Origin of the sequence: Streptomyces sp. (genome assembly GCF_031181705.1) — a bacterium.
Lineage (GTDB): Bacteria > Actinomycetota > Actinomycetes > Streptomycetales > Streptomycetaceae > Streptomyces.
This window is the reverse complement of sequence record NZ_JAPSKN010000093.1, coordinates 1-22,684: the sequence shown is the minus strand read 5'-3', so window position 1 is coordinate 22,684 and position 22,684 is coordinate 1. Positions and strand designations below refer to the sequence as shown.

Below are 22,684 nucleotides of genomic sequence, written 5' to 3'. Positions count from 1 at the left end.
CCCCGGTGGAGCTCCGCCGTCCCCGGCCGCTCGGGGGTGCCACCCACGGCCCCGGCCCGCTGTCATACCGCCGTGCCACCATCGGTCGCATGGACAAGATGCGGCAGGTCCGGCTCGCCAAGGACGCCATGGACCGGGACTGGGCCGATCCCGGGCTCGACCTGGACACCGTCGCCGCGCACGCCGGGTACTCGCGGTACCACTTCATCCGCGCCTTCAAGGAGGCGTACGGCGAGACCCCCGGCCAGTACCTCACCCACCGCCGGATCGAACGGGCCGAGGACCTGCTGCGTACCGCGAACCTGTCGGTGACCGAGATCTGCCACCTGGTCGGTTTCAGCAGCGTGGGCACGTTCTCGACCCGCTTCAAGGCGTGGACGGGGCTGACGCCCAGTGAGTACCGGTCCCAGCACGTCGGCCGCGGCGCCGCCCTCATACCGGGCTGCTACGCCATGCTCTGGGCCGGCGGCTTCCGCTCCGCCCCGGCCTCCGCCGAGGAGCGCAATTCCGGAGAAGCGCGCTGACACCCCCGCTGCCTACGGTGGCAGGGCAAGCACCGACCGGCCGCGAAGCAGCAGGAGCACGCCATGATCAAGGGTCTCGCCATCACGACCGTCTGGGTCCTCGACCAGGACCGGGCCAAGGAGTTCTACACGGAGAAACTGGGCCTGGAGGTCCGTACGGACCTGACCATGGGCGAGGGCGGCATGCGCTGGCTCACGGTCGGCTCCCCGAGCCAGCCCGGCGTCGAGTTCACCCTGATGGTGCCCGGCGGCCCCGCGATGGACCCCGAGTCCGCCGGGATGCTCCGCAAGCTGGTGACGAAGGGCGCGCTCGGCGCGGGTGTGCTGACCACCGACGACGTCCACGGCGACTACCGCAAGCTCAAGGACCGGGGCGTGGAGTTCCTCCAGGAGCCGCAGGAGCGCCCCTACGGCACGGAGGCGCTGTTCCGCGACGACTCCGGCAACTGGTTCTCGCTCACCCAGCCCCGCGAGGGCGGCCTCGACCTGGACCAGGACTGGTCCTGCTGACCACCGCGGTCTACGACGCCGGCAGCATCGGGTAGCTGCCCGTGTTCGTCGGCGCGTGTTCCGGCAGCCACAGCACCGCAACCGCGCCCTCGGCCGGTACGCCCTCCGGCGTGCCCGGCGTGCGGACGTTGCGGAAGGTCAGCCGGGCGCCCAGCACCCGGGCCTGCCCGGCCGCGATGGTCAGGCCGAGGCCGTGGCCGTGCCCGGCCCGGTCCTTGCTGCCGGTGCGGAAGCGGCTCGGCCCCTCGGCGAGCAGGTCCTCCGGGAAGCCCGGGCCGTGGTCGCGGACCCGGATGACCCGGCCCTCGACGGTGACCTCGACGGGCGGCTTGCCGTGCCGGGCCGCGTTGGCCAGCAGGTTGAACAGCACCCGCTCCAGGCGCCGCGGGTCGGTGGTGACCTCCGACTCGTGCACGATCCGCACCTCGACGTCCGGGTCCTTGGCCGCCACCCGCCGGGCGACGAACTCGCCCAGCATGATGTCCTGCAGCTCCGCCCGCTCCGAGGCGCCGTCCAGCCGGGCCACCTCCAGCACGTCCTCCACGAGCGTGCGCATGGCCTTGGCCCGGTCCAGCACCAGCTCGGTCGGGCGGCCGGGCGGCAGCAGTTCGGCGGCGGTCAGCAGCCCGGTCACCGGGGTGCGCAGCTCGTGCGCGATGTCGGCGGTGACCCGCCGCTCGGCCTCGATGCGCTGCCGCAGGGCGTCCGCCATGGCGTCCACCGCGCTCGCCAGGTCGTCCGTCTCGTCCCGCACGACCCCGCCCATGGCGTCCCGCACGCGCACGTCCGTCTCGCCGCCCGCGAGCTGACCCGCCGCGACGGCCGCCTTGCGCAGCCGCCGCGACAGGTGCCCGCCGATGAGCACGCCGAGCGCGCTGCCGCCGAGGACGACGGCGATGGAGCCGATGACCAGGGCCTGGTCGAGGTCCTTCAGGATGTCCGAGCTGCGGTCCGTGAAGCCCGAGTGCAGGGACATCACGTGCCCGTTCTTCAGTGGCACCGCGGCCCATATGTCCGGCGCGTCACCGGGCCGGTCCGCCACGTAGGTGGCCCGCTGGCCGGCCTCGACCCGGTCGCGCAGCTCCTCCGGGAGGTTCGGGTCGTCGATCTTGGTGTTGGGGAAGTTCATCCGCCCGGACAGCTCGAAGTTGCGCTGGGCGATCATGATCCGCTCGTCGGCGAGGTCGCGCGCGTTGTCCAGCATCGACACCCGCGCCGCGTTGTGCACGACCAGGCTCAGCGCGATCGCCACGAGGGCGCCGACCAGCGCGATGGCCGCGCTCAGCTTCCATCTCAGGCCCGTGCGGATGCCCGCGCGCTCCAGACCCGTGGCGACCAGGCGCCGGAAGTGCCCCCTCATACCCCGCTCAGGCCTTCAACTTGTAGCCGAAGCCCCGGACCGTCTCGATCCGGTCCTGGCCGATCTTCTGCCGCAGCCGCTGCACGTGCACGTCGACGACCCGGGTGTCCCCGCCCCAGCCGTAGTCCCACACCCGCTCCAGCAGCTTGTCGCGGGAGAGCACCGTGCCGGGCGCCGAGGAGAACTCCAGCAGCAGCCGCATCTCGGTCGGGGTGAGCGCCACCGGCTGCCCGGACCGGCGGACCTCCATGCCCTCGGTGTCGACCTCCAGGTCCCCGAAGGTCAGCGCCCCGCCGTCGGCCGGGGCGGCCCGCTCCTCGGCGCGGTCCCCGGCCGCGTGCCCGAACCGCCGCAGCACCGCGCGGATGCGGGCGACCAGCACGGCACCGTCGAACGGCTTGGTCACGTAGTCGTCGGCGCCCGCCTCCAGGCCCAGCACCACGTCGATGGAGTCGGCCCGCGCCGAGAGCATGATCACCGGCACGGTCGACTCGTCCCGGATGCGGCGGCACAGGCTGACCCCGTCCAGGCCGGGGACCATCACGTCCAGCAGCGCGATGTCGGGGCGGTCGGCCCGGAACGCCTCCAGGCCCGACAGCCCGTCGGGCATGGCGGTGACCGCGAAGCCGTCCCGTTCCAGGGCGAGCTGCGTGGCCTCGCGGATGACGTCGTCGTCCTCGACGAACAGGACGTGGGTCTGGTCTGCCATCCCGGTGCTCTCTTGTCCTCAGTGGTTCGTGGGGTGCGTTCTCTTCGCTGGGACGCGCGGAACGGGCGTCGCGTTCACCGGGTGACCGGTCCGAGGCGCCCGAACGGTTCACGCGGCCTTCCGGCGGCGTCAGCTCGCGGGCACCGGCGACGCGCTGTCGCCGACGACCTTCCCGTAGTCGTTGTGCGTGCGGTACTCCTCGTCGAACCGGCCGGACGACCACCGGTACGTGATCACGTTCTCCCCGGAGGGACTCGACACCGGGTCGCCCTTCTCGTACACCTGCTTGGTCACCACGAGGTCGCCGCGGTCGATCTCCGCGTAGACCGGGGGCTCCTCGGCCTTGAACACATTCTGGTACGAGCCGTCCTGCTCGCGGTACACGTAACTGCCCACACCCACCGCGTCACCGCAGGTCAGCACGTTGACGACGACGTCGTCGGCCGAGCCGCCGGTCAGGTTCCCGTAGGAGACGTCGACGGGGTACTCGTCGGCCACGCACGGCTTCAGCTCCCGCTTGACCTCCGGCGCGACCTTCGGGTCGTCCTTGACGAGCCGGACCGCGTCCACGGCGTCGGGCGTCTTCGACGGGGCCGCGGTCGGCGTGGCGGCGGAGGCCCCCGCCACCGAGTCGGAGTGTGCCGGGCCCTCGTCCCGGGCGCCGGTGCCGCCGGCGGCACACGAGGACGTGAAAAGGGCGAGGGCGGCGAACACGGCCAGCGCCGTGATCACCGCCTGGATGCCGCCCCGGTTCCCCGCGGAACCCTCACCGGTCAGGCCGCGCACCGCTCCCGCTCCTCACGCTCCAGCGCGCGTGCGTCCAGATCGCGGGACTCCAGCTCCTCGCGGAGCCGGGCGAGCGCCCGGTGCAGCGTGCTCTTGACCGTTCCGGCCGACATGCCGAGGGCGGCGGCCGTCTCCTCCGTGGACATCTGCTCCCAGTGTCGCAGCACCACGACACTGCGCTGCTTGGGGGCGAGCACCCGCAGGATGTCCATCAGCAGAGCGCGGTCCGCGTGCTGCTCGGTGGAGTCCTCGACCGAGGCGTCCGGGAGCTGCTCGGTCGGCACCTCCTCCAGCTTGCGGGCCCGCCACCACTCCGTCCGCGTGTTGATCATCACCCGGCGCAGGTAGGCGTCGGCCAGCCGCTTGTCCTCGATGGTCTCCCAGCGGCCGTAGGTCCGCACCAGTGCCGTCTGCAGCAGGTCCTGCGCGTCCGTCGGGTCCGGGACCAGGCGGCGGGCGCTGCGCAGCAACGCGTCCTGCCGGGTGCGGACGTACTCCTCGAACTCGAGCACCTCGCCCTGCGCCATGGTGAACCGCCTCCCGTTTCCCCGTTCCGGGCCGGCTCCCCGCCGCCCGTGCACTGCCTGTGGTTCTCAGTCGTCCCGGGTCCTTCCGGGAACGCATCCGAAGGTACGGAGGCGTTGTCACGGCGCTGTCCGAAGCAGCCTGCGGCCAGCGCTCGGCTGTCCGTCGGTTGTGTAACGGATGTCGGAACGGGATAAAACGGTAGGCCTGTTGGGGAGGCTATGGGGCGATTTGTCCACCACGGGAGCGCGGTGACGGCAGGGCGGCGGCTGTGACGTTCCCGTGCGTCAGGTCATCGGCAGCCGGTAGAGCCCGTCCGCCAGCGGCTCCACCAGACCGTCGGCGACGAGCCCGTCCAGGGCGCGGGCCCGCTGCACCGGCTCGTGCCACACCCGGTCCAGGGCGGCCTGCGGCACCGGTCCGTGCGCCTCCCGCAGCACGGCGAGCAGCCGCCCGCGCACCTGCCGGTCGGTGCCCGCGTACGTCTGGGCGCGCCGCGGCGGGCCGTCGTGCTCCGGCTTGCCCGCCAGCCGCCACGCGCACTGCGCGGCGATCGGGCAGCGGTGGCACGACTCGTTCTTCGCCGTGCACACCAGCGCGCCCAGCTCCATGGAGGCGGCGGCCCAGCGCGCGGCGGTCGGCTCGTCGTCGGGCAGCAGCGCGCGGGCCAGCCTCCGCTCGGCGGCGGTCGTGGCGTTGGGCGGGTACCGCACGCCGGTGACCGCGCGGGCCAGGACCCGGCGTACGTTCGTGTCCAGCACCGGGTGCCGCTGCCCGTAGGCGAAGGAGGCGACGGCCGCGGCCGTGTACTCGCCGATGCCGGGCAGCGCCAGGAGCTGGGCGTGGTCGGCGGGTACGTCACCGCCGTGCCGTTCCGCTATCGCGACGGCGGCGCCGTGCAGCCGCAGGGCGCGGCGCGGGTAGCCGAGCCGTCCCCAGGCGCGGACGGCCTCGCCGGGTGCCTCGCGGGCCAGGTCGGCGGGGCGCGGCCAGCGGGCCAGCCACTGCTCGTAGACGGGCAGGACACGGCTCACCGGGGTCTGCTGGAGCATGAACTCACTGACCATCACGCCCCACGCCCCGGCCTCGGGGCGCCGCCAGGGCAGGTCACGGGCGTTCTCTTCGAACCAGTCGATGACGGGGGCGTGCAGGTTCTCTCCGCGGGGCGGGCCGGGGAGGGGCTCGGTGGGGGAGGCGGTGGGGTGCGAGGGCTTCGTGGGAGCAGTCATGGCCTTCCGATGGTGCCACGCACGGGTGCCGTCGCGGGCACACCGCCACCGGCGCGGGAGGCCGGTACCTGACGATCGGCAGCAGTGCCGCCCGGCCCGGCGCCAGTAGCGTCGGGCCGCATGGAACGTCCTCACCCGGCCTCGTGCGCCCGGGGTGCCCTGCTCTGGGCGGCCCTCGCCCTGCCCGCGCTCACCGCGGACCGGCTCGGGCTGAACGAGCCGCGGCCGGCCTGGCAGCAGGTCACCGGCGTGGCGGCGCTGGCCGTCGCGGCCGGTTCGGCGCGCCGCGCCCCCCTGGTCGCCTTCGCGCTCGCGGCCGCCGTGAGCCTCGCCGCCGCCCCCGCCCTGTTCACCGTCTCCTACGGTCCCGCCCTCGGCGTGTTCGCGCTGCTGCTCGGGCTGCGGGCGGCCCGGGCGCGTCCCGCCGTGCTGTGCTTCACCGCCCTCGCCGGCGTCGGCACCGCGCGCATCGCGCTCGTCGGGGTCGACCCCGCGCCCGAATGGCTCGTCATGACGGGCACGCTGCTGTTCGGCTGCGTCTTCCCCTGGCTGGGCGGGCGCTACTGGCGGCAGAGCCGGGAGCTGGCCGAGGCGGGCTGGCTGCGGGCCGCCCGGCTGGAGGACGAGCAGCGCCACGCCGAGGAACGCGCCCGGCTGCGTGAACGGGCCCGGATCGCCCAGGACATGCACGACTCCCTCGGCCACGAGCTGAGCCTCATCGCCCTGCGCGCGGGCGCCCTCCAGGTCGCCCCCGGACTCGGCGAGACGCACCGCAGGGCGGCGGCCGACCTGCGCGCGGCCGCCGCTGACGCCACGGACCGGCTGCACCGGATCATCGGCGTCCTGCGCGAGGACGACGAGCCCGCACCGCTCGCACCGGCAGGCGAGACCCTGGAGCAACTCGTCGCCCGGGCCGCGCAGTCGGGACTCCCCGTGCGCTTCGAACCCGCCGGGCGGGAGGCGGAACCGGAGCCCGGCGGGGTCGCCGGGCGGCTGCTGCACCGCGTGGTCCGGGAGGCACTGACCAACGCGGCACGGCACGCGCCGGGCGCACCCGTGGTCGTGTCGGTGGCGGAGCGGCCCGCGGGCACGTCCGTCACCGTCGCCAACGGCTCGTCCACCGGCGGCGGTTCCGGCCCGTCCGGGGGCGGCACCGGCCTGCTCGGGCTGCGCGCCGCGGTCGCCTCGGCGGGCGGGGAGTTCGAGGCGGGCCCGCACGAGGACGGCTTCCGGGTCCGGGCGTACGTGCCGCGGCAGCCACCCCACACCGCGCCCACGCGCCCCGCCGTGTCCCTGAGTCCTGGGGTGGGCCCGGGCGCGGCCCCGGACCCCGCCACGTCCCCGCGCTCCGGCGCCGCCACGTCTCCCTTCGCGCAGGCCCGCCGCCGTGTCGCCGTCGGCCTCGGCACCGCCGCCGGCGCGGGCGCCGCCGTGGTCGGCGCGGCCTTCGGCTGGTACGCCTACGCCGAGACGCACTCGGTCCTGCCGCCCGCCGAGTACGCCCGGCTCCAGCCGGGCGCCCCGGCCGCCGACGTCGCGCGCGTGCTGCCCGGGCGCGAGGTGAACGACCCGCCCTCGGAACGCGCCCCCGCGCCGCCCGCCGGAGCCGACTGCCGCTACTACCGCGCCAGCGGCGAACTCTTCGTCTCCGTCGACCACTTCAGACTGTGCTTCGAGGACGGGCGGCTGGTCGCCAAGAACGTCGTCCCGCGCGTCGGCCTGTCCGGCGAAGGACGAGAGGAATACGAGGAGTTCGCACGGTGATCCGCGTCCTGCTGGCCGACGACGAGGCGATGGTGCGCGCCGGGGTGCGCGCCATCCTGGACAGCGACGGCGGCACGGAGGTCGTCGCCGAGGCGGGCGACGGGCGCGAGGCGGTCGAACTGGCCCGTGCCCACCGCCCGGACGTGGCACTGCTCGACATCCGCATGCCGCGCCTGGACGGTCTCTCCGCGGCGGAGGAGATCGCACGGACCGTGCCCGGCACCGCCGTCGCCATGCTCACCACCTTCTCCGAGGGCGCCTACGTGACCCGCGCCCTCGGCGGCGGCGCCACCGGGTTCCTGCTGAAGTCCGGCGACCCGTACGAACTCATCGCGGGCGTACGGGCGGTGGCGGCGGGCGCCGCGTTCCTGTCGCCGAAGGTGGCCCGGTACGTCATCGACCAGGGCCTCGGCGGCGGCCGGCTCACCCGCGAGGCCCGGGCACGCGCGCGCGTGGCGGTGCTGAGCCCTCGCGAGCGCGAGGTGCTCGGCCTGGTCGGCGCGGGCCTGTCCAACCCGGAGATCGCCGCCCGGCTCCACCTCGTCGAGGGCACGGTCAAGGCGTATGTGAGCGCGGTCCTGGACCGGCTGGAGGTACGCAACCGGGTGCAGGCGGCGATCGTGGCGTACGAGGCGGGCCTGGTGGAGCCGTAGGGCCCGGCTCACCGACCGGCGGGCGTTCCGTACGACCGCACGACGGCCGGGCGGCCCGGTCCCACCACCCAGCGCACGAGCGGGGCCGACGAGCCGCGCAGCGCGCCGCTGAGCCGCGTCACGGGGCCCGTGCCCAGCCGGACGGCGACCAGGGCGACGCATGCGCCCAGCGCCAGCCCCGCGAGGACGTCGTGCGGATAGTGCACGCCGACGAAGACCCGGGAGAAGGCCATCAGCAGGGCGAGCGGGGCCGTCAGCCACAGCAGCGCGCGCCGCACCAGTGCCAGGGCGGCGGCCGAGCCGCCCGCGATCGTCGCGTGGTTGGACGGGAACGACCAGTCGCCGTGCGGTGGGCACGCGGCCAGGGACGCGGCCGCACCGGCGACCGCGCGGCACGGACGCTCCTCCGTGACAACGGACTTGAGCACCTCACTGCACACGTACGCCCCTGCCGTGGCCAGAGGTGCAAGGGCCGCGATCGCGAACGCCCGCGGACTGTCGCGGCGGGCGCGCCACCACACGGCGGCGAACACCGCGACGAAGACCAGCAGTCCGGCCTCCGTCCACAGTCCGGCCCCCTGCCGTACCCACATCGGGGTGTCGCGGGCGAAGTCGGTGATGTCGCGGTAGAGCGCGGCGTCGGCGAAGGTCATGGTCACGGACGGTAGGCGGCGGACCGAAACCGTCACACCCCGCGGTCGTCGGGTGCCGTACCTGACGAAAGACAGGGGTGGGACGGCGTTTCCCCGGAATGATGATCCGGAAAAAATGTGCCCCGAGCGGCGGGTGGGACAAGCGAACGCGCCGTTCTCTCGTAAGGTTTGCGCCGTGGGATCTCTGCGCAATCCGGTCGGGCCGCTTCCCTCCTCCATCTACTGGCGTCGGAGGGTCGTACTCGTGTCTGTGGTAGCCCTGTTGGCGCTGCTGATCACCTGGATCGTGACCATGGGCGGCGGGGGCGGCAAGGACGGCGACAACGGCGCCAACGGCAAGAATCCCGCGCCCTCCATCACGCCCGGTCCGTCGAGTTCGGGTCCGGCCATCAGCCAAGCCCCCGGCGGACGCGACGAGTCGGGCGGCAGCGGCTCGGGCGGCTCGTCGTCCGGGTCCGGGAACGGCTCCGGCGGTTCGGGTGGCGGTTCCGGTGACGGCGCGGGCGGCGGCTCGGGCGACGGGTCCGCTGACGGCGGCTCCGGCGGATCGGCCGGGCAGGGCGGTGCCGGCGGCTCCGGGAGCGGCAGCACCGTGGGCGGCGTCGGCGCGGGCGACACGCTCCCGGCCGGCTCCACCCTGCCCAACTGCACCGCGAGCGTGGTCAAGTTCAGCCTGCGCAGCCGGCACAACACCTACGACCCCGAGCAGACGCCCACGTTCCTGCTCACCGCGCGGAACATCTCCGGCAGCGACTGCAAGGTCGACCTCGGGCCGAAGAACGCGGTGTTCACCGTCACCCCGGCGAGCAGCGACGACGACTACTGGTCCTCCGAGGACTGCCCCGAGGCGGCCGCGCACCAGCTGTTCCGGGTGCCGGCGGGCAGCGACATCACCTACATGGTGAAGTGGGACCGCAAGCCCAGCGCCCCCGAGTGCGCCACGCCCCCGGCGGGTTCGGCCAAGAGCGGCACCTACCTGGTGGAGGCCAAGGCCCCGGGCTTCGCGAAGGTGCAGACGTCGTTCGTGCTGTCCGCCGACTGAAGCGCGACGGCCGCCAACGGCTGAGGGCGGTACCCGGCACCGGGTACCGCCCTCAGCCGTTGGCGGCCGGTGAAGGCTCAAGCGGCTAGACGTACCGTTCCAGGATCGACGACTCCGCCAGCCGCGACAGCCCCTCGCGCACGCTGCGCGCCCGGGCCTCGCCCACGCCGTCCACCGTCTGCAGGTCGTCGACGCTCGCGGCGAGCAGCTTCTGCAGGCCGCCGAAGTGCTCCACCAGGCGGTCGATGATCGCGCCGGGCAGGCGCGGCACCTTGGCGAGGAGCCTGAAACCGCGCGGGGACACCGCCGAGTCCAGCGTCTCGGGAGAGCCCGTGTACCCCAACGCCCGTGCCACCGTGGGCATTTCGAGCAGCTCGGCGTGGCTGAGGGCGTCGAGCTCGGCGAGGGCCTCGTCGACCGTGCGGGAACGCTTGGCCGTGGGCTCGGGGACGTAGTCCCGCACGACCAGCTCGCGCTCCGGCTCGACGCCCGCGATCAGCTCGTCCAGCTGGAGGGCGAGCAGCCGGCCGTCCGTGCCGAGCTCCACCACGTACTCGGCGATCTCCGTGGCGATGCGGCGCACCATCTCCAGGCGCTGGGCGACCGCCGAGACGTCCCGGACGGTGACCAGGTCCTCGATCTCCAGCGCCGACAGCGTGCCCGCGACCTCGTCGAGGCGGAGCTTGTAGCGCTCCAGGGTCGCGAGGGCCTGGTTGGCGCGGGACAGGATCGCCGCCGAGTCCTCCAGGACCCGGCGCTGGCCGTCGACGTACAGGGCGATCAGGCGCATCGACTGGGAGACGGAGACGACCGGGAAGCCGACCTGCTTGCTGACGCGGTCCGCCGTGCGGTGCCGGGTGCCCGTCTCCTCCGTGGGGATCGTCGGGTCCGGGACCAGCTGCACGCCCGCGCGCAGGATCTTCGACAGGTCCGAGGACAGCACGATGCCGCCGTCCAGCTTGCACAGCTCACGCAGACGGGTCGCCGTGAACTCGACGTCCAGCACGAAACCGCCGCTGCACAGCGCCTCGACCGTCTTGTCGGAGCCGAGCACGATGAGACCGCCGGTGTTGCCGCGGAGTACGCGCTCCAGGCCGTCGCGGAGGGCGGTTCCGGGTGCCACGGCGCTCAGGGAGGCGCGCATCAGGCCATCGGTACCGGCACTCCCGCCGGACTTTCCGGGAGCTGATGCCCGGTCGTTGGCTGCCACTGCACTCCTCCGGTCGCAGGTTCTGGGCGCCCCCGTGTCGCGCGCTCGGTTCGCACGGACGGGCGAGACCAGGGCAAAGTCTACCGGCGACCCTCCTCGTCCCGTGGGGCCTCTCTGCGACGGGAGCGGGGGAGGACCCGCAGGGCGTCCCCTATGTCCGCGACTTCCAGAACCTTCATGCCCGCGGGAATCCTGCCCGGATCGCCCGGTACCAGGGCGTGCGTGAAGCCCAGACGGTGGGCTTCGGCCAGGCGGCGCTGCACGCCCGTGACCCGTCTCACCTCGCCCGCGAGGCCCACTTCGCCGATCGCCACGAGGTTCTTGGGGAGAGGTGTGTCACTCGCCGCGCTCGCCAGGGCGAGGGCGACCGCCAGGTCCGCCGCGGGTTCCGAGAGCTTCACCCCGCCCACCGTCGCGGAGTAGATGTCCCTTTTGCCCAAGGCGCTGATCCGGCCCCGCTGTTCCAGCACCGCCAGCATCATCGAGACGCGGGAGGTCTCCAGGCCCGAGGTGGTGCGGCGCGGGGAGGGGATCTGGGAGTCGACCGTGAGGGCCTGGACCTCGGCGACCAGGGGGCGGCGGCCTTCCAGGGTGACGGTCAGGCAGGTGCCCGGGACCGGTTCGGCCCGACGTGTCAGGAAAAGTCCGCTCGGGTCCGCGAGGCCCGTGATGCCCTCGTCGTGCAGTTCGAAGCAGCCGACCTCGTCGGTGGTCCCGTAGCGGTTCTTGACACCGCGTACGAGCCGCAGGCGGGCGTGCCGGTCGCCCTCGAAGTGCAGGACGACGTCGACCAGGTGCTCCAGCAGGCGCGGGCCCGCGATCGCGCCGTCCTTCGTGACGTGGCCCACCAGGAGCGTGGACATGCCGCGTTCCTTCGAGGCCCGGATCAGGGCCCCGGCGACCTCGCGCACCTGGGCCATACCGCCGGGCGCGCCGTCGATCTCCGGTGAGGCCACCGTCTGCACCGAGTCCATGATCAGCAGCGACGGCTTCACCGCGTCCAAGTGGCCCAGCACCGCCGCCAGATCCGTCTCCGCCGCCAGGTACAGGTGGTCGTCGATGGCGCCGATGCGGTCGGCGCGCAGCCGGACCTGGCTCGCCGACTCCTCGCCCGTCACGTACAGCGTGCGGTGCTCCTCGCTCGCCGACTTGGCCGCCACGTCCAGCAGCAGCGTCGACTTGCCGACGCCCGGCTCGCCCGCGACCAGCACCACCGCGCCCGGGACCAGCCCCCCGCCGAGCACGCGGTCCAGCTCGGGCACGCCGGTGGTGCGGGCGGCGGCCTGGCGGCCGTCCACCTGGCCGATGGGCAGGGCGGAGGTGGTGACCCGCCCGGGTGCCGTCGTACGGACCGCGGGCGTGCCGTACTCCTCGATCGTCCCCCAGGCCTGGCACTCGGGGCAGCGGCCGAGCCACTTCGCCGTCTGCCAGCCGCACTCCGTGCAGCGGTAGGACGGGCGGTCCTTGGTGGATTTCGTACGGGCAGCCATGGACCAAACCGTAGCCGCCGCCACTGACATCGCGGGGACCGGACGGCGCGGCCACCTGCGCGCCAGGGCTGCGCCACCCCCCGCCGGGGCCCGGGCCGGTGGCCCGTGTCCCCGATTGAGGGATCGTTTCACCCGTACGGATTAAATGTGCTCAAGCCGTCGGAAGGCGCCCCTCCCGGCCGCCTACGGTCGCCGAATGATGAGCAGTTCTCCGGAGATCTCGACCCGCTCGACCCGTACGGCCGGCGCGCATCGGGCGCACCGGGAAGCGCGCGACCGAGGAGCGGCCCGCACGCTGGCGCAGCGGACGCCCGCGCGCTACGAGCCGTACCTGGACGGCCTGTTCACCTACTGCCTGTCCGTGCTGTGCGATCACGACGCCGCGACCGCAGCCCTGGGCGACGTCCTCGCCCTCGCCGAACGCCGCGGCCGGCACGTCCCCGACGCGCCCGCGGACCGCAGGGCCTGGCTCTACGCGCTGGCCCGCTGGGCGTGCCTGCGCAAGCTGGCCGAAGCCAAGCAGAAACGTCAGAGCAGCCACGCCGCGGGCCGCGCCGACCGGCAGCGCGCCGACCGGCCGGCCGCCCCGGCTCCCCCGGAGGAGGTCCGCGAGCGGCGCCGCCGCGAACTGGCCCTGCTCGCCTGGCCGGAGGCCGCCGGCACCACCCCGGAGCAGCGCGAGGCGCTCGAACTGGCCGTGCGCCACCACCTCGCCGCCCACGAGGTCGCCGCCGTCCTCGGCATGGACGTGGCCGCCGCCCGCGACCTGCTCGCCTCCGCCGCCTGCGAGGTGGAACGCACGCGCGCGGCCCTGGCCGTCGTCGAGACCGGGGCGTGCCCGAGCGTCGCGCACCTCGTCGGGGACGACCGGCTGGTGCTCGGTTCGGCCCTGCGCCGCGAGCTCGTCCGGCACGTCGACGACTGCCCGCGCTGCCGCCGCGCCGCCGAGCACGCCATCCCCGGCCGCTGGCCCGGCACCAGCGTCACCCCCGCCGAACTGCCCGTCCTGCCGGCGCCCCGCGCGGCCCTGCACGTCGCCATGGACCACCACCCGCGCGCGCGGAGCGCCGCGCCCCGCTTCGACCGGCGCGGCTTCCCGATCGACCCCAAGGACCACGCCGCCCGCCGCGACCGGCTCCGCGCGCGTGCCGTGACCACGACCGTCGTCGCCACCGTCGTCGCCGCTCCCGTGCTCGCCCTGTGGGCCGCCTACCGGGGCACGCCGATCGGCGAGGGCCACGACGGCCGCTCGGCCTCCGCGCGCGAGTCCGACGACCCGTTCGCCCTGGACGGCGAGATGGCGGGCGGCGGCTACGAGAACACCGGCAACGCCGGCACCCGCCCCGGCCCCCGCTTCGGCAAGGACGGCAAGGCCGACGTCTCCGTGGAGGTCATCGGCGTCGCCGGTGCCGGCCGTGCGGCCACCCTGGAGGTCTCGGCCGACAACAGCGGCGACACCACCCTCGTCACCCTCACCGCCACCGGGCGGGCCCCGGTCCGCTGGTCGGCCACCACGGGAGCCGGCTGGCTCTACCTCAGCCAGTCCTCGGGAACGCTCCGGCCCGGCGAGTCGTTGACGATCAAGGTGTACGTCGACCACCTGCGGGAGCCCGCCGGGCCCTGGCACGCGCAGGTGGCGGTCGCGCCCGCCGGGGCCGTCGTCCACATCGAGGGCTACGGCAGCGCGCCCAGCCCCTCCGGCCCCGGCCCGCGCCCCAGCAGCCCGGCCGAGCCGCCCTCCACCCGCCCCGACCCGACGCCCACGACCTCCGCCCCGGACCCGACGCCGACCACCCCGCCCCCGTCGCCGGACCCCACGCCCACCCCGACGGACCCGGAACCCACCGAGCCGGCGGGCTCGGCATCCCCGCCCCCGGACGGCGGCGACCCGAGCCCGGCCATGTCGTAGGTCCCGGCCGCTCAGCCCACCGGGTCCGCCGGGTGCGGCGCCAGGAGCGGCAGCTGCGAGGCCAGCCGCTCCTCGCACAGCTCGACCAGCCGGTCGTAACCGGCCTTGCCCATCAGCTCGATCAGCTCGGGCCGGTAGGAGACGTACACGGGATCCCCCGCGCCGTGCGCCGAGGTCGCCGAGGTGCACCACCAGTGCAGGTCGTGCCCGCCCGGCCCCCAGCCGCGGCGGTCGTACTCACCGATCGACACCTGCAGCACGCGCGTGTCGTCGGGCCGGTCGATCCACTCGTACGTCCGCCGCACCGGCAGCTGCCAGCACACGTCCGGCTTGGTCTCCAGCGGCTCGCGGCCCTCCTTCAGGGCCAGGATGTGCAGCGAGCAGCCCATGCCGCCCGGGAAGCCGGGCCGGTTCTGGAAGATGCAGGAGCCCTGGAAGGGCCGGGTCTGCCGCTCGCCGTCCTCGTCCTCGGAGACCCAGCCGTTGGCCGTGCCCTCGGCGTGGTGCTGCCAGATGTCCGGCGTGAGCCTGGCCACATGCTCGGCCACGCGCTGCTCGTCGTCCTCGTCGGAGAAGTGGGCACCCAACGTGCAGCACCCGTCGTCCGCGCGGCCGGCCTGGATGCCCTGGCAGCCGCTGCCGAAGATGCAGTTCCAGCGAGAGGTCAGCCATGTCAGATCGCAGCGGAACACCTGCTCGTCGTCCGCCGGATCGGGAAACTCCACCCACGCGCGAGCGAAGTCGAGCCCCTTCTCGTCGGGTACCGCGGCGCCCGGTGATTTGTCGCGCTTGGCCTTTTTCGTCTTTGGCACGCCTCCAGGGTACGGGCCACATCCCCGCACCGAGGACGGCGGACGGCCCTGCTGGCAGTAGCGTTCCGTACATGAGACTCGGTGTCCTCGACGTGGGTTCGAACACGGTGCATCTGCTCGTGGTGGACGCGCACCCCGGCGCGTGCCCGCTGCCCGCGCACTCGCACAAGGCGGAACTGCGCCTGGCCCAGCTCCTCGACGGCGACGGCGCGATCGGCCCGGCCGGCGTCGACCGGCTGGTCTCGGTCGTCCACGGGGCGCTCCAGGCCGCCGAGGACAAGGGCGTCGAGGAGATGCTCCCGTTCGCCACCTCCGCCGTGCGGGAGGCCCGCAACGCCGACGAGGTCCTCGCGCGCGTGCGCGCCGAGACCGGCGTCGAGCTCCAGGTCCTCACCGGCGAGGAGGAGGCGCGCCTCACCTTTCTCGCGGCTCGCCGCTGGTTCGGCTGGTCGGCCGGGAAGCTGCTGGTCCTGGACATCGGCGGTGGCTCCCTGGAGATCGCCTACGGCATGGACGAGGAGCCCGACGCGGCCGCCTCCCTGCCGCTGGGCGCCGGCCGCCTCACCGCCGGCTGGCTGCCGGGCGACCCGCCCGCCGCCGACGACGTCCGGGCCCTGCGCCGCCACGTCCGCACCGAGATCGCCCGCACGGTCGGCGAGTTCAGCCGCCTCGGCGCCCCCGACCACGTCGTCGCCACGTCCAAGACCTTCAAGCAGCTGGCCCGCATAGCCGGCGCGGCCCGCTCCGCCGACGGCCCGTACGTGCAGCGCGAACTCAAGCGGGAGTCGGTGGAGAGCTGGGTTCCGAAGCTGGCGGGCATGACCGAGCGGGAACGGGCCGCACTCCCCGGCGTCTCGGAGGGCAGGGCGGGCCAGCTGCTGGCCGGTGCCCTGGTGGCCGAGGCCGCGATGGACCTGTTCGGCGTGGAGCGGGTGGAGATCTGCCCGTGGGCGCTCAGGGAGGGCGTGATCCTGCGCCGGCTCGACCACATGGAGCCGGCGTAGGGAACCCGGCGTGCGGGTTCACCGCGTGGCAATCACCACAACGGCGAACAGGCACCCCACGACCTGCCCACTCCACCCCGTAACCTGTCCTGCATGGCAGAGCCAGCCGTGAAGATCCCGGACGCGAAGGTCGCCCTGTCGACGGCCTCGGTCTACCCGGAGTCGACGGCCACGGCCTTCGAGATCGCCGCGCGCCTCGGCTACGACGGGGTCGAGGTCATGGTCTGGACCGACCCGGTCAGCCAGGACATCGAGGCCCTGCGCAGACTCAGCGACTACCACCGGATCCCGATCCTGGCCGTGCACGCCCCCTGCCTGCTCATCACGCAGCGCGTCTGGTCCACCGACCCGTGGACCAAGCTCCAGCGGGCCCGCGCGGCCGCCGAGAAGCTCGACGCGAGCACGGTCGTGGTCCACCCCCCGTTCCGCTGGCAGCGCCAGTACGCACGCGACTTCGTCACCGGCATCTGGCGCATGGCGAACGAGACGGACGTACGGTTCGCCGTCGAGAACATGTACCCCTGGCGCTACCGCGACCGCGAGATGCTCGCCTACGCCCCCGACTGGGACGTCACCAAGGACGACTACCGCCACTTCACGATCGACCTCAGCCACACCGCGACGGCCCGCTCCGACGCCCTGGCCATGGTCGACCGCATGGGCGACCGCCTCGGCCACGTCCACCTCGCCGACGGCCGAGGCTCCGCCAAGGACGAGCACCTGGTGCCCGGCCGCGGCACCCAGCCCTGCGCCGAGGTGCTGGAGCGGCTCGCCCTGACCGGCTTCGACGGCCATGTCGTCATCGAGGTCAACACCCGCCGCGCCATGTCGAGCGCGGAGCGCGAGGCCGACCTGGCCGAGGCCCTGGCCTTCACCCGGCTCCACCTGGCCTCGGCGGCGAAGGTGCCGCGTCGATGACCGACCCGCCCCCGACCGGGTCCGGCCCCGCCGCCCGCCGCCGCGGACGCCCCCCGCGCACGGAGTCCGCCGACACCCGCGACCGCATCCTCGCCGCCGCCCGCGACGAGTTCTCCGAGCGGGGCTACGAGAAGACGTCCGTCCGAGGCATCGCCAAGACCGCCGGTGTCGACTCGGCCCTCGTGCACCACTACTTCGGCACCAAGGAACAGGTCTTCGAGGCGGCGATCACCCAGTCCTTCGGACCCGCGCTGCAGGCCCCGAAGGCCATCGAGGAGGGCCCGCTCGAGGGGGTGGGGGAGCGGCTGGCCCGGTTCTTCTTCGGCGTCTGGGAGAACCCGGCGACCCGCGCGCCCCTGCTCGCCGTCGTCCGCTCCGCCCTCACCAACGACACCGCGGCCGCCGTCTTCCGCCGGATCGTCGCCACCCAGGTCCTGCGCCGCATCGCGGTCCGCCTGGACCTGCCCGACGCGGAACTGCGCGCCGAGCTGGCCGCCGCCCAGCTCGTGGGCACGGCCGTCCTGCGCTACGTGATCCGGGTCGAGCCGCTGGCCTCCGCGGACCCGGAGCAGATCATCGCCCGGCTGGCCCCCGTCGTACAGGGACATCTGACCGGCCCGTAGCCCTCACGGGGGGCGTCGACGAGACGGGCATCCCGCATTCCGGACACTCCGTCCCGCCCTCTGGATGACCGGCGTACGCTCGACAGCAGTCAGAAATCTCCGAATCCTCTGACGCAGTCTCTGAAGGAGCGAGCGACGATGCCCGAGCTGAGGTCCCGCACAGTCACCCACGGCCGCAACATGGCGGGCGCCCGCGCCCTGATGCGCGCCTCCGGTGTACCGGGTGCGGACATCGGCCGCAAGCCGATCATCGCGGTCGCCAACAGCTTCACGGAGTTCGTCCCCGGCCACACGCACCTGGCGCCGGTCGGCCGGATCGTCAGCGAGGCGGTCATCGAAGCCGGCGGCATCCCGCGCGAGTTCAACACCATCGCCGTGGACGACGGCATCGCCATGGGCCACGGCGGCATGCTCTACTCGCTGCCCTCCCGCGACCTGATCGCGGACAGCGTGGAGTACATGGTCGAGGCCCACTGCGCCGACGCCCTGATCTGCATCTCCAACTGCGACAAGATCACCCCGGGCATGCTCAACGCGGCCCTGCGGCTGAACATCCCCACGGTGTTCGTCTCCGGCGGCCCGATGGAGTCCGGCCGCGCCACCCTCGTCGACGGCACGGTCCGCACGCTCGACCTGGTCGACGCGATCTCCGACGCCGTGAACGACAAGATCTCGGACGAGGACATCCTCCGCATCGAGGAGAACGCCTGCCCGACCTGCGGATCCTGTTCCGGCATGTTCACCGCCAACTCGATGAACTGCCTGACGGAGGCCATCGGCCTGTCCCTGCCGGGCAACGGCTCGGTCCTCGCCACGCACACGGCCCGCAAACAGCTCTACGTCAACGCGGCCAAGACCGTGATGGACATCACCCGCCGCTACTACGAGCAGGACGACGAGTCGGTCCTGCCCCGCAGCGTGGCCACCTTCGCGGCCTTCGAGAACGCCATGGCCCTCGACATCGCCATGGGCGGCTCCACCAACACGATCCTGCACCTGCTGGCCGCCGCGCAGGAGGCGGGCGTCCCGTTCGGCCTGGAGGAGATCAACGAGGTCTCCCGCCGTGTGCCGTGCCTGGCCAAGGTCGCCCCGAACGTGGCCAAGGACCGCACGTACTACATGGAGGACGTGCACCGCGCCGGCGGCATCCCCGCCCTGCTGGGCGAGCTGCACCGCGCGGGCCTGCTCAACGAGGACGTGCACTCCGTCCACAGCCCCTCCCTCGCCGACTGGCTGAAGACCTGGGACGTGCGCGGCGGCTCCCCGTCCGCCGAGGCCGTCGAGCTGTGGCACGCGGCCCCCGGCTGCGTCCGCTCCGCCGAGGCCTTCTCCCAGTCCGAGCGCTGGGAGGCCCTGGACGAGGACGCCGAGGGCGGCTGCATCCGCTCCGCCGAGCACGCCTACTCCAAGGACGGCGGCCTCGCGGTCCTCAAGGGCAACCTGGCCGTGGACGGCTGCGTCGTGAAGACGGCCGGCGTCGACGAGTCCATCTGGACCTTCGAGGGCCCGGCGGTCGTCTGCGAGTCGCAGGAGGAGGCCGTCCAGAAGATCCTCACCCAGCAGGTCAAGGACGGCGACGTGGTCGTCATCCGCTACGAGGGCCCCAAGGGCGGCCCCGGCATGCAGGAGATGCTCTACCCGACCTCGTACCTCAAGGGCCGCGGCCTGGGGAAGACCTGCGCGCTGGTCACCGACGGCCGCTTCTCCGGCGGCACCTCGGGCCTGTCCATCGGCCACGCCTCCCCGGAGGCGGCGGCGGGCGGCACCATCGCCCTCGTCGAGGACGGCGACCGCATCCGCATCGACATCCCGAACCGCTCGATCGACCTGCTGGTCGACGAAGCCGAGCTGGCCCGCCGCGAGCAGGCCCTCAACGGCCGGTACGCCCCGAAGAACCGCGACCGCAAGGTCTCGGCCGCCCTGCGCGCCTACGCGGCGATGGCGACCAGCGCGGACAAGGGCGCCGTCCGGGACGTGTCGAAGCTGGGCTGAGCCCCACCGCGAGGGCCGCTCCCGTCACCGGGGGCGGCCCTCGCGCCTGCGCCCTACCAGTCGGCCGGGTCGCGCCCGCTCACGGCGAAGACCGTCCCGTCCGGGGCGCTGCCGTAGACCCGGTCGCCCACGACCACCGGCTCGGGAAGGGCGGCCGGAACCCGGTCCGACCGCGCCCCCAGCCGGGGCGGCGTCTGCCCGAGGAGCTTCCCGCGCCGCGCGTCGACGCCGAGCAGCCGTCCGTCGGGCGCGGTGACGTACACATGCCGGCCGTCGGCGACCGGCCTCGACCCCCGCACGACACCCGTCTGCAGGCTCCACAGCTGCTCGCGCGCCGCCAGGTCGACGGCGACCAGCGCCCCGCCCGTCGCCATGAGGTGCACGACGTTCCCGCGCACACTGCCCGCGACCTGTTGCAGCGGCACCCGCAGCGGCACCCGCACGCTCTTCCGGCTGCGGGGGTCGTACCGCACCACGGCCCGCGCCTCCTGCGTGACCGCGTCGGCCGCGACGAAGACGACCGCCCCGTCGACCGTCCCGACGGGTTCGAGACTGCCGTCGAGTCGCGCCTCCCACCGCACGTCGCCCGACCGCGGATCCACCGCCGTGACCCGGGTGCCGGTCCCGTCACCGGACACGGCCGCCGCGTAGGCGAGCCGATCACCGGCGAACGAGACGAAGTACGGCACCTCCTGGCCCGCGACGCGGTGACTCCACCGCACGTCACCGGTGGCCCCGTCCACCCCGCTGACCGTGCCGTCGGACGCCGTGAGCAGCACCATGCCGCCCACGGCCCGCAGCCCTCCGTGGGCGGGCAGCTCCGTACGCCGGGCCACGTCACCCGACGCGATCCCGAGCGCGGTCAGCCCGCGTCCCTGCCCGAGCCCGCCGAGCACCAGCCGGCCCGACACGGCGGGCGGACCGGCCGGCGGCCCACTGGCGGCGGCCCCCTCCAGCGCGTGCCGCCACCGCAGCCGTCCGTCCGCGGGATCGAGGGCGAAGACCACTCCGTCCCGGGCGCAGAGCAGCGCGCCCACCGCGTAGGAGCACTGCGGCACGCCGTCCCGGCCCAGCGGCTCGGCCACCCACCCGGCGAAGGCGGCGGCCGTCGTGCGCGGCGCAGTGACCTCCGGCGCCGGACCGCCGCCGCCGGCCAGGGACACCGACGCCAGCGCCCCGGCCACGACCAGCCCGAGAACCCCGGCGCCCACGGCCCCCCGCCTGCCGAGTCGCCGCCGGGCCGGCTCCTCCTCACCGGAGACCTCCGCCTCGGACACCTCATGCCCGGCCCGCTCCGCCTCCTCTTCCTCCTCCGCAGGCCGGCGCGGTATGAAGCTCTGGGTGTCGTACGAGGCCGCCACCGAGCGCAGTTCCCGCATCAGGGCGTCGGGCGAGGGCCGGTCCTCGGGCTCCTTGGCCAGACACCGCAGCACGAGCGGCGCCAGCTCTTCGGGTACGCCGGTGAGTTCGGGCTCGTCGTGCACCACCTGGTAGGCGACGACGTACGGGCTGTCGGAGTCGAACGGCCCCCGCCCGGTCGCCGCGTGCACCATGACGGACCCGAGGGCGAACACGTCTGCGGCGGGCCCGACTTCCCTCGGCCGCCGGAACTGCTCGGGCGCCATGAAGGGCGGCGTGCCGATGAGCTTGCCGGTCTCGGTCCGCAACTCGCTGTCTGCGGGCCGCGAGATGCCGAAGTCGATGACCTTCGGCCCGTCCTCGGCGAGCAGCACGTTGCTCGGCTTCAGATCCCGGTGCACGACCCCGACCCGGTGGATGTCCCGCAGTGCCTCCGCGAGCCCGGCCATCAGCCGGCGCAACTGGGCGGGCGCCAGCGGCCCGTTCCGCTTCACCTCCTGGGCGAGCGTCGGACCCGGGATGTACAACGTGGCCATCCAGGGCCGCCCGGCCTCGGGATCAGCGTCGACGACCGGCGCGGTGAAGGCTCCGCTGACCCGCCGGGCCGCCGCCACCTCCTGCCGGAAACGCCCCCTGAACTCCGGGTCCTTGGCGAACTCCGCGTGCACGACCTTCACGGCGAGCTTCATTCCCGAGGTGCTGCGGGCCAGATGCACCACGCCCATGCCACCCGAGCCCAGACAGGACTCCAGACGGTAGTGACCGGCGTATTCAGGAAGTTCCGCTTCCGGGCCCGCTCCGGCGCTTCGCTGTGACGCCATGGGACCACCCCCGTGCTGTTCGTCCGCCCGCGCGACGCACGGAGCCTAGTCGATGACTCGTACGGGACAGAGGCGGCTTGCCAGCCTCCAACGGCGAATTGCGCACAGATGTTTGAGGGCGTGATCCAGGGGAATCAACGGGACCCCATGGCAGCCATGGGGTCAACGGGGGAGGTACACCATGTCAGTCGAGCCTGCCGAGATCGAGCGCACCGAGCAGCCCGAGGAGGCGACCGGCGCCGCCATGCCGCAGGTCACCACACTGGCCGCGGCGGTCACGACGTATCCGACCGCACCCGGCGTCAGCCTCAACGTCCGCAGCGGCCCCGGCACGGGCTACCCGATCGTCAAGGTCCTGCCGGCGGGATCCCGGGTCGCCATCAACTGCCAGGCACCCGGCACGTGGGTGACGGGCCCGTACGGCACGACGAACATCTGGGACAACATCGCCAGCGGCCAGTACGTCTCGGACGCCTATGTGAACACGGGCAGCGACGGCTACATCCGCCCCCGCTGCTCCTGATCCGCACAGCCGGTGTGGCCCGCCCCCACTGCGGGCCACACCGCCGCCGACCGCGTGGGACGCCCGGGCGGCAGCACGACGCGCCCGCAGCCGCCGGACGCCGGAGGGGCCGTGTCGGGGGGTGTCCGCCCGCAGCGGTTGGCGCGTCAACGGGGAGTGAGTCGGCACGCACGTCGATCGCGCCGTTCCGAAGACGGACACCCCCCCGGCGCGGCCCCGCCGCCCCACCACCGCCGCGGAGGCGAAGACGCGCCCCCCCACCTCGCCG

Annotated in this window: 21 protein-coding genes; 11 read left to right on the top strand and 10 right to left on the bottom strand. The window is 73.9% G+C overall.

Translation table 11 applies throughout. The features are described 5' to 3' along the window. Nucleotides 1–89: 89 nt before the first annotated feature. Both RIN80_RS18330 and RIN80_RS18325 read left to right on the top strand, forming a co-directional pair. The gene (locus RIN80_RS18330) at nucleotides 90–524 is read left to right on the top strand and encodes a helix-turn-helix transcriptional regulator (RefSeq protein ID WP_375141729.1); all 435 of its coding nucleotides are present in this window, start codon (nucleotides 90–92) and stop codon (nucleotides 522–524) included. Between the two features lie 63 nt (nucleotides 525–587). Then, complete coding sequence (locus RIN80_RS18325) at nucleotides 588–1,034, top strand: VOC family protein (RefSeq protein WP_309096680.1); 447 nt, start codon at nucleotides 588–590, stop codon at nucleotides 1,032–1,034. Nucleotides 1,035–1,044: 10 nt separating this feature from the next. Here RIN80_RS18325 and cseC read toward each other — a convergent pair whose 3' ends face one another. The 5 genes from cseC to RIN80_RS18300 form a co-directional block, all read right to left on the bottom strand. Beyond that, complete coding sequence (cseC, locus tag RIN80_RS18320) at nucleotides 1,045–2,394, bottom strand: two-component system sensor histidine kinase CseC (protein WP_309096679.1); 1,350 nt, start codon at nucleotides 2,392–2,394, stop codon at nucleotides 1,045–1,047. A gap of 7 nt (nucleotides 2,395–2,401) precedes the next feature. Further along, nucleotides 2,402–3,103, bottom strand: coding sequence for a two-component system response regulator CseB (cseB, locus tag RIN80_RS18315; RefSeq protein ID WP_309096678.1), 702 nt, complete (start codon nucleotides 3,101–3,103; stop codon nucleotides 2,402–2,404). A gap of 129 nt (nucleotides 3,104–3,232) precedes the next feature. Next, the gene (locus tag RIN80_RS18310) at nucleotides 3,233–3,889 is read right to left on the bottom strand and encodes a hypothetical protein (RefSeq protein ID WP_309096677.1); all 657 of its coding nucleotides are present in this window, start codon (nucleotides 3,887–3,889) and stop codon (nucleotides 3,233–3,235) included. Further along, on the bottom strand, nucleotides 3,877–4,416 hold the full coding sequence (locus RIN80_RS18305) for a SigE family RNA polymerase sigma factor (RefSeq protein ID WP_309096676.1): 540 nt from the start codon (nucleotides 4,414–4,416) through the stop codon (nucleotides 3,877–3,879). Before RIN80_RS18305 ends, RIN80_RS18310 begins: the two co-directional genes overlap by 13 nt. 285 nt (nucleotides 4,417–4,701) lie before the next feature. After that, on the bottom strand, nucleotides 4,702–5,643 hold the full coding sequence (locus RIN80_RS18300; protein WP_309096675.1) for an A/G-specific adenine glycosylase: 942 nt from the start codon (nucleotides 5,641–5,643) through the stop codon (nucleotides 4,702–4,704). Between the two features lie 120 nt (nucleotides 5,644–5,763). Between RIN80_RS18300 and RIN80_RS18295 the strand changes: the two genes are divergently transcribed. Together RIN80_RS18295 and RIN80_RS18290 are read left to right on the top strand one after the other, a co-directional pair. Then, nucleotides 5,764–7,407: a histidine kinase gene (locus RIN80_RS18295; RefSeq protein WP_309096674.1), complete on the top strand. Its 1,644-nt coding sequence runs from the start codon at nucleotides 5,764–5,766 to the stop codon at nucleotides 7,405–7,407. Continuing rightward, a complete protein-coding gene (locus RIN80_RS18290) occupies nucleotides 7,404–8,060 on the top strand; it encodes a response regulator transcription factor (protein WP_309096673.1) in 657 nt (218 codons plus the stop codon). Before RIN80_RS18295 ends, RIN80_RS18290 begins: the two co-directional genes overlap by 4 nt. A gap of 8 nt (nucleotides 8,061–8,068) precedes the next feature. Here the strand turns inward: RIN80_RS18290 and RIN80_RS18285 are convergent, their stop codons facing one another. Beyond that, nucleotides 8,069–8,713: a phosphatase PAP2 family protein gene (locus RIN80_RS18285; protein ID WP_309096672.1), complete on the bottom strand. Its 645-nt coding sequence runs from the start codon at nucleotides 8,711–8,713 to the stop codon at nucleotides 8,069–8,071. 175 nt (nucleotides 8,714–8,888) lie between these two features. On the opposite strand from RIN80_RS18285, the gene RIN80_RS18280 reads away from it, so the two are divergent. Next, nucleotides 8,889–9,755 carry a hypothetical protein gene (locus tag RIN80_RS18280; RefSeq protein ID WP_309096671.1) on the top strand — a complete coding sequence of 289 codons (867 nt, stop codon included), beginning with the start codon at nucleotides 8,889–8,891 and terminating at the stop codon, nucleotides 9,753–9,755. 85 nt (nucleotides 9,756–9,840) lie between these two features. Here RIN80_RS18280 and disA read toward each other — a convergent pair whose 3' ends face one another. Both disA and radA read right to left on the bottom strand, forming a co-directional pair. Next, entirely contained in the window at nucleotides 9,841–10,965 is a 1,125-nt protein-coding gene (gene disA / locus RIN80_RS18275) for a DNA integrity scanning diadenylate cyclase DisA (protein ID WP_309096670.1), read from the bottom strand. A gap of 80 nt (nucleotides 10,966–11,045) precedes the next feature. After that, a complete protein-coding gene (gene radA, locus RIN80_RS18270) occupies nucleotides 11,046–12,455 on the bottom strand; it encodes a DNA repair protein RadA (RefSeq protein WP_309096669.1) in 1,410 nt (469 codons plus the stop codon). 196 nt (nucleotides 12,456–12,651) lie between these two features. Here radA and RIN80_RS18265 point away from each other — a divergent pair, with 196 nt between their 5' ends. Further along, entirely contained in the window at nucleotides 12,652–14,364 is a 1,713-nt protein-coding gene (locus RIN80_RS18265) for a hypothetical protein (protein ID WP_309096668.1), read from the top strand. A gap of 11 nt (nucleotides 14,365–14,375) precedes the next feature. On the opposite strand, the gene RIN80_RS18260 is transcribed toward RIN80_RS18265, so the two are convergent. Beyond that, the gene (locus tag RIN80_RS18260) at nucleotides 14,376–15,176 is read right to left on the bottom strand and encodes a hypothetical protein (protein ID WP_309096667.1); all 801 of its coding nucleotides are present in this window, start codon (nucleotides 15,174–15,176) and stop codon (nucleotides 14,376–14,378) included. A gap of 71 nt (nucleotides 15,177–15,247) precedes the next feature. On the opposite strand from RIN80_RS18260, the gene RIN80_RS18255 reads away from it, so the two are divergent. The 4 genes from RIN80_RS18255 to ilvD all read left to right on the top strand — a co-directional run bounded on the left by RIN80_RS18255 (nucleotide 15,248) and on the right by ilvD (nucleotide 19,713). Continuing rightward, entirely contained in the window at nucleotides 15,248–16,180 is a 933-nt protein-coding gene (locus RIN80_RS18255) for a Ppx/GppA phosphatase family protein (protein WP_309096666.1), read from the top strand. Between the two features lie 93 nt (nucleotides 16,181–16,273). After that, nucleotides 16,274–17,098 carry a sugar phosphate isomerase/epimerase gene (locus tag RIN80_RS18250; RefSeq protein WP_309096665.1) on the top strand — a complete coding sequence of 275 codons (825 nt, stop codon included), beginning with the start codon at nucleotides 16,274–16,276 and terminating at the stop codon, nucleotides 17,096–17,098. After that, nucleotides 17,095–17,721, top strand: a complete 627-nt coding sequence (locus tag RIN80_RS18245) for a TetR family transcriptional regulator (protein WP_309096664.1) — start codon at nucleotides 17,095–17,097, stop codon at nucleotides 17,719–17,721. The genes RIN80_RS18250 and RIN80_RS18245 overlap by 4 nt, the downstream gene beginning before the upstream one ends. A 138-nt stretch (nucleotides 17,722–17,859) precedes the next feature. Further along, nucleotides 17,860–19,713, top strand: a complete 1,854-nt coding sequence (gene ilvD, locus RIN80_RS18240; protein WP_309096663.1) for a dihydroxy-acid dehydratase — start codon at nucleotides 17,860–17,862, stop codon at nucleotides 19,711–19,713. A 53-nt stretch (nucleotides 19,714–19,766) separates the two neighbouring features. Here ilvD and RIN80_RS18235 read toward each other — a convergent pair whose 3' ends face one another. Continuing rightward, complete coding sequence (locus tag RIN80_RS18235; RefSeq protein WP_309096662.1) at nucleotides 19,767–21,893, bottom strand: serine/threonine-protein kinase; 2,127 nt, start codon at nucleotides 21,891–21,893, stop codon at nucleotides 19,767–19,769. A gap of 181 nt (nucleotides 21,894–22,074) precedes the next feature. Here RIN80_RS18235 and RIN80_RS18230 point away from each other — a divergent pair, with 181 nt between their 5' ends. Continuing rightward, entirely contained in the window at nucleotides 22,075–22,416 is a 342-nt protein-coding gene (locus RIN80_RS18230) for an SH3 domain-containing protein (protein WP_309096661.1), read from the top strand. Nucleotides 22,417–22,684: the final 268 nt, after the last annotated feature.